Genomic DNA, 4,947 nt, shown 5'->3' with positions numbered 1-4,947 from the left:
TCTTTCCTGTGGTGACACAGTGGCGCAGCTCTTCAACCCGAACGACTTCTGCGGGGCGTGCCACTTCGATCAATACGATGGTGGACACGACACTGCGATCATGTTCGTTGCGACGTACCTGGCCGCGTTCCAGCCGATGGGCGGCGGTTCGGTGAGCATGGACCTGAGCGCCTCCGGTGGCCCCCGGGACGACCGCAACACCATCGCCGGAGGTTCGTCCAAAAAGCCGGGCAAGGGAGTCGGTTATGCCGACCTCCTGTACTGGACCGACGACGCGGTCTATGTCTGGGACGCCAAGCATGCCGGCGGAGACGCGGAGCGAAAGGGAAAGAAGGAAGTCGAAMACAAGGTCAAGTATCTACAGGAACAGCTCAAGGCATCCGGTGACAAGCGCGTAGCGAAGGTCGGTTTCGACTTCCCGCCGGGAGTAGTTCCGAACTATGCGAAGCCAAACGAAATGGTCAAGATCTGGCCGTCTCAGATCTCTCCGGGCGTAATTGCCTACGAGACTGACGGAGACGAACGCAAGCGTACTGGGGACGAGAGTGCAGGGCATTCCTTCCTCGAGGTACTGGGAGGTGTGGGCCTTGGTCTCGCGGCCACCGGGCTCGCAGTCGGGACGGTGGTCGAGGATGTGGGCACCGGCGGTCTCGGCATTGCGGATGACGTACCGAGTTTCGCAGCCGCGGGAGCGATGTACAGATCGGCGTACGCCTTGATCGCCTGATCCCGGCCGGCCCCCGCAAGGAGTAGGCGGGGGCCGCACGGTGAAAGGAATTCCATGCGATGCATGAGTGCCGTGCGGCCCCTGCCGTGCCCTAGTTTTCCAAGTCGCGCAGCGGAGGGAATCCCGTGTCAAGAGACGGGGCGTCTCGCCGTCAGTGCCATCGAGTAAGTTCTGTCCGTTCGGCCCGACAGGCGGGCCACCGAAATGGAGGTCTCGTCGCGGTGAGCATCCACCTACACCTTCGCGCCATTCCGGAGTCCGAGTTCCAGGACGACCACACCTGGCTTGCGGCATTCATGTCCGAGGCCTGGGACAACCACCCCGACGAGTACGCGGCAGGCATCGCCGACTCGATCGAGAAGGTCTTCAACTCCGTCAATGACCTCTATGCCGCAGCCGAGGCCCTCGATGCAGACGTCGACAAGCCCTGGACGCTGCCGATTTACGGCGGTCGCCCCGTGGCACACAGCGCGGACGCCGACCCCTCCAACCCGCCCCTGATGATCCTGGAGCCGCCCGGGGTGTCGCAGGCCGCAGACTTCCTCGCGACAGTCTCTTTCGATGAGCTTTGGAACATTGCCGGCGCCAAGCTCGGCGGCTGGGTCGGAGCAGAGGCGCAAGTCAGGCAGGAGTTCCTGGACATTCACCAGGACCTCCAAGGGTTCTACGGGCGGGCGGCTTCAGCAGGCCACGCCGTGGTCAAAGCGGTGTGGGCTTGATACGTAGTCACGTGCCGGTTACAGCTATTCGTTGACGAATTCCCAGGTCAAGCGCGTGTACGCCTGAGTCTGGATCCACCGCACGGTAGTCGGTCGGAGCCATCGGATTCCGGCCGTGTCATCACGGTGCTGACACAGGTCATGCTCCCAGCGTTCCCTCCCCGGGAGCATGACCCGTGCCGCGCCCCGCCGTTCAGCTTCCGGTGCTCGCGCTCCGGCCCCCGCTGAACGCGACCGTGCCCGTGACCTTCAGGGCGCTCCCGCTGCCGTCCGCGGGCGTGCCGGTGAGTTCCCAGGTGTAGGTGCCGTCGTTGACGTAACGGCCGTCGCCGGTACGGCCGTTCCACGTGAACGAGACGGCGGCGGCGTACTCCTCGGCGGAGCCCTTGAACACCGTGCGCCCGTTCTTGTTCCGGATCGTCACCTGGGCGTCGTCGACGGGCTTGGACAGCTGCCAGTCCGCGTCCCACACGGCGTCGGTGGCGGACGTGAGGTCGACGGACTGCTCGACCCGCGACTCGATCTCGGCCACGGGGGAAGCGGCGACGCCCGAGTCGACCACAGTGATCTGGGCGCTTCTCTCCTTGGCGTACGCGACCGCGCCGCCGAAGCGGTCAGCCGCCACGATCGGGTACGCGTACTGGGACGTGAAGGCCTCGATGGTGCGCGACGCGTCACCGATCGGGGTCAGGTTGAGCTGGCCGCGGTCTCCGTCGTACGCCACCACATAGCCGTCGCCGAGGGTGCCGCGCGGGGCCCACGACGACTGCCCGGTCTGCGTGTTGTAGACGCCGTGGCCGGAGCTGACCGACCCCGTGGGGTAGCAGTCCCAGTACACCCACGGTCCGGCTGTCTGCAACTGCTGCGGCAGACAACCGTTGTCGGTGATCGGATCCGTTACGGTCGTCTCACCGGACTTGAGGTCGACGGCCTGGAGCGTGCCGTCGTCCGCGTCGCTCGGCATCCACAGCTTGGTGCCCCATACCGCGAGCCCGCCCTGGCCCTGGCGGACCCGGATCACCTTCGGCCCGCCGGACGCGTCCAGGTCGACCACGTACTGCCGGTCCTCCAGACCGCGCCCGCTGTCGCCGAACACCACATAGCGGCCGGAGGCCGACCGCACAGTCGAGTTGTGGTCGGAGCCCGTCGGCATCTTCTCGCCGGTCTGCGGGTCCACGGCGGGTACGACGGTCTTCGTTCCGTCCGCCGCCAGCACCACGAGCACCTGGGCACCGTCCGCGTCGGTCGTGGCGACGACGGTACGGCCGTCCCCGGTGCCGACCGGCTGCCGGGCGTCGTAGGCACGCTGTGCCGCCTCGCCCGTGGTCTGCGCGTCCGGCCGCGCGAGCAGCGACCGCTCGCCCGCCGACGGGGCGGCGCCGAGGGTGATCTGCCGCTGGAACAGCGCGGGCAGGTAGGTGGTGTCGGACTCGGCTGTGACCAGGTGCCCGGCCGTCAGCGACAGCCGCGTGAGCTTGCCCTCCTTTGGCGCCACCTCGTGCACCGTACGCAACGAGGGCGCGCCGTCGTCTCCGATGGAGACCCGGCGCACCGCCCAGTCCCCGGCCGAGGCGCCGCCAGTGACGGCCACCCCGCCGCCCGGGACCTGTGCCATCCGCCAACCGGCGTGTTCCAGCAGTGTCTTGGGCTGGCCGTCGCCGATCGGCAGTGCGGTGAGCGGCGCGCCCTCGCGGGCCAGGAAGTCGTCCGCCGCCTGCTGGAACCGGCGCGTGGTCAGCACCCAGTCGCCGACGAGCCCGAGCTGCGGGGTGCCCTCGCCGTCCGAACCGAGCTCGACCTTGGTGTCGGCCGCCTGCGGAGTGGCGCGAGGCAGTACGCGGGCTGTGGTGTTACCGCCCTCGGGCGAGTACCAGGCGACGTACGCGTCGGAGAACACGACCTGGGCGTTCGTGCCGGTCGCGCCCGGGAACACCGGGGTGACCTCGGCCGTCGCCAGGTTCAGCAGACCGACACCGCGGGTGCCGTCGGGGTGCGCGTACCAGATCGCCACCGAACGGTCGTCGCCGCCGAGCGTCATGCCGTCCTCGGCGACCCAGCCGTTCAGGCCGGTGGCGAGGGTGTCGGTGAGCTGACCGTCCGTCATGCGCAGCACGTGCAGGACGTTCTTGTTGCCGTTCGCGTCCCGGGTGGCAGTGAGCACGGCGGAGCCGAAGACGCCACGGTAGAAGTGGCCGTCGGGGAGGGTGTATTTCGTCGTGGTGCCGGACTTCATGTCCTTCAGCTGCACCTGGTTCGGGAAGTCGTAGATCGCGACGACATCCCCGCTGGTGACGGATACGTGGCTGCCGCCACCTCCGTCGATGGAGTTGACGTCGTCGGACGGGGACGAGGCGGGCAGGTCGACCGGGGTACCGCCGTCCGGGGTCCAGCGGTAGTAGCCGAGCGCGCTCTGGTCCTTGACCTCCGTCCGCTCCACGACGCCGCCGGGCCCCGCGCCGTAGACCGGGTCGGCGACGGGCTTGAAACGGTCCGGGGCCGGGATCGTCAGCGAGGGGGTCTCGGCATGGGCGTCCGACAGGAGGAAGGGCAGACTTCCGCCGGCGGCCGCGAGGGCCAGGGCGGTGGCGAGCCCGCCGCGTGCGAGCGGTCGACTTCGGTTCGGCTTGTGGCGTGCAGCCACAGCACCTCCAAAAGGCATGGCAGAGGAGGCCGTTCAACGCGGACACACACAGGTCGACGCGGAACAGCCCTTCAAAAGGTGCCGCAAGCTAACACAGCAGGCAGACAGGATTCGATCAGGTGCTCGAATCGGCTGTAATCGATATTGACCGTCAATCCGGACACTTTTCGACGAACAACTAGCTCAAAGGTTGTAGGCCTGCTGTGACTTCCTTGTGTGTGAATGGACACGCCCATGACCCGTGATGTTCCTGACGCGGCATCCGCTTGATCATCCGAGAGGGCCGGAAGCAGGCTCTCGACTGACCGAGCGAAGGGTGGGGTGGGGTCCCATGAGCCGAGTGGACGGGCGCGTTCCGGGGGCCGGAGAGATGCGGTCGTGCGCCGCGGGGTTCGTCTCGCGTGTCACTGCCCGCAACCGGCTGCCGCTGGACTACTCCGTGGCCAGTCTGCGGGTCGTGGACTTCCTGATCGACGGGCTCCGCAAGGGCGGGGCCCGTCGTGAGCAGGTGCGGGAGACGCTCTTCGGGCTCGGTGCGTACGTCGGTGAGGTGCTCGTGCGTCGCGCGGGCGCGGAGTGGGTGGACTTCGACGCCCACCAGCGCGACTACTTCGGCCAGCCGGTCGGCGTACGGATGCCGGACGGCCGGGTTTGGAACCCCCTCGGCAAGGTCCGCAACCGCTTCGAACTCGGCGGCCCCGGGGAATCCCTCCAGACCTTCTACCTGACCCTGCACGGTCGGGCCAGGAGAGTCGTCGCGTGAGAAGGACCTCTGCCGTGCCGGCCGTGCTGCTCGCCGCCGCGCTGACCGGCTGTGCGGGCGCCGCGGACGAGGGGAAGCCCACGGGGTCCGCACAGCC

General features: G+C 68.0%; 4 protein-coding genes. 3 read left to right on the top strand and 1 reads right to left on the bottom strand.

The window, feature by feature from the left end; genetic code table 11:
- Positions 1-727, top strand: a 727-nt coding sequence (locus EAO75_RS44370) for a hypothetical protein (RefSeq protein WP_222724042.1), incomplete at its 5' end; no start/stop codon positions are given.
- 221 nt (positions 728-948) lie between these two features.
- Positions 949-1,446, top strand: coding sequence for a DUF1877 family protein (locus tag EAO75_RS44365; protein WP_148000802.1), 498 nt, complete (start codon positions 949-951; stop codon positions 1,444-1,446).
- Between the two features lie 193 nt (positions 1,447-1,639).
- Here EAO75_RS44365 and EAO75_RS44360 read toward each other — a convergent pair whose 3' ends face one another.
- Positions 1,640-4,087 carry a FlgD immunoglobulin-like domain containing protein gene (locus EAO75_RS44360; RefSeq protein ID WP_187284858.1) on the bottom strand — a complete coding sequence of 816 codons (2,448 nt, stop codon included), beginning with the start codon at positions 4,085-4,087 and terminating at the stop codon, positions 1,640-1,642.
- Positions 4,088-4,418: 331 nt separating this feature from the next.
- On the opposite strand from EAO75_RS44360, the gene EAO75_RS44355 reads away from it, so the two are divergent.
- A complete protein-coding gene (locus EAO75_RS44355) occupies positions 4,419-4,850 on the top strand; it encodes a hypothetical protein (RefSeq protein WP_148000800.1) in 432 nt (143 codons plus the stop codon).
- The last annotated feature ends 97 nt before the right edge of the window (positions 4,851-4,947 follow it).

The organism is Streptomyces sp. UW30, assembly GCF_008042075.1.
In the GTDB taxonomy this organism is placed as follows: domain Bacteria; phylum Actinomycetota; class Actinomycetes; order Streptomycetales; family Streptomycetaceae; genus Streptomyces.
Note: the sequence above shows the minus strand (reverse complement) of the source record. Positions and strands in the feature narration are given on the sequence as shown.

Coding starts and splice junctions, on each gene's coding strand:
- EAO75_RS44355 (WP_148000800.1), top strand. CDS start 4,419: ATGAGCCGAGTGGACGGGCGCGTTCCGGGGGCCGGAGAGATGCGGTCG.